The sequence below is a fragment of the Paenibacillus xylanivorans genome (genome assembly GCF_001280595.1).
Lineage (GTDB): Bacteria > Bacillota > Bacilli > Paenibacillales > Paenibacillaceae > Paenibacillus > Paenibacillus xylanivorans.
The window spans coordinates 1-526 of sequence record NZ_LITU01000022.1 but is presented as its reverse complement, the minus strand read 5'-3'; the positions used below and the strand labels follow the sequence as shown (position 1 = coordinate 526).

The following is a 526-nucleotide window of genomic DNA, read 5'->3' as shown; positions in this document are numbered from 1 at the left end:
GCCTCCATATATATGACCCGTAGGGGATACTCTCACTTCGTTCGAGACTGCGAAGCCATTGCTAACGAAGCTTATCCTCCGACGAACCTTTGGGATTCTCATCCCTTTTTTTAAGCTAATAAATATAGATATGACCCGTAGGGGATTCGAACCCCTGTTACCTCCGTGAAAGGGAGGTGTCTTAACCCCTTGACCAACGGGCCTTAATGGCTCCCCGAACAGGGCTCGAACCTGTGACAACTCGATTAACAGTCGAGTGCTCTACCAACTGAGCTATCAGGGAATGGTGGAGCCAAGCGGGATCGAACCGCTGACCTCCTGCTTGCAAGGCAGGCGCTCTCCCAGCTGAGCTATGGCCCCATACACTTTAGTACATCTGGTATTACTATGGGCCCTGGTGGACTCGAACCACCGGCCTCACCCTTATCAGAGGTGCGCTCTAACCAACTGAGCTAAGGGCCCTTATGAAAATATCGAAAAAAAATACCCCAAAGGGGTTTCGCTTGGCGACGTCCTACTCTCCCAG

Annotated in this window: 4 tRNA genes; all 4 read right to left on the bottom strand. The window is 51.5% G+C overall.

The features are described 5' to 3' along the window. Nucleotides 1-131: 131 nt before the first annotated feature. The 4 genes from AMS66_RS02185 to AMS66_RS02170 all read right to left on the bottom strand — a co-directional run bounded on the left by AMS66_RS02185 (nt 132) and on the right by AMS66_RS02170 (nt 462). Nucleotides 132-203: transfer RNA gene (locus tag AMS66_RS02185), tRNA-Glu, on the bottom strand. Between the two features lie 4 nt (nt 204-207). Continuing rightward, nucleotides 208-283 (bottom strand) — tRNA-Asn (locus AMS66_RS02180). 1 nt (nt 284) lies between these two features. Next, nucleotides 285-360, bottom strand: a tRNA-Ala gene (locus AMS66_RS02175). Between the two features lie 28 nt (nt 361-388). Further along, a tRNA-Ile gene (locus AMS66_RS02170) sits at nt 389-462 on the bottom strand. Between the last annotated feature and the right edge of the window lie 64 nt (nt 463-526).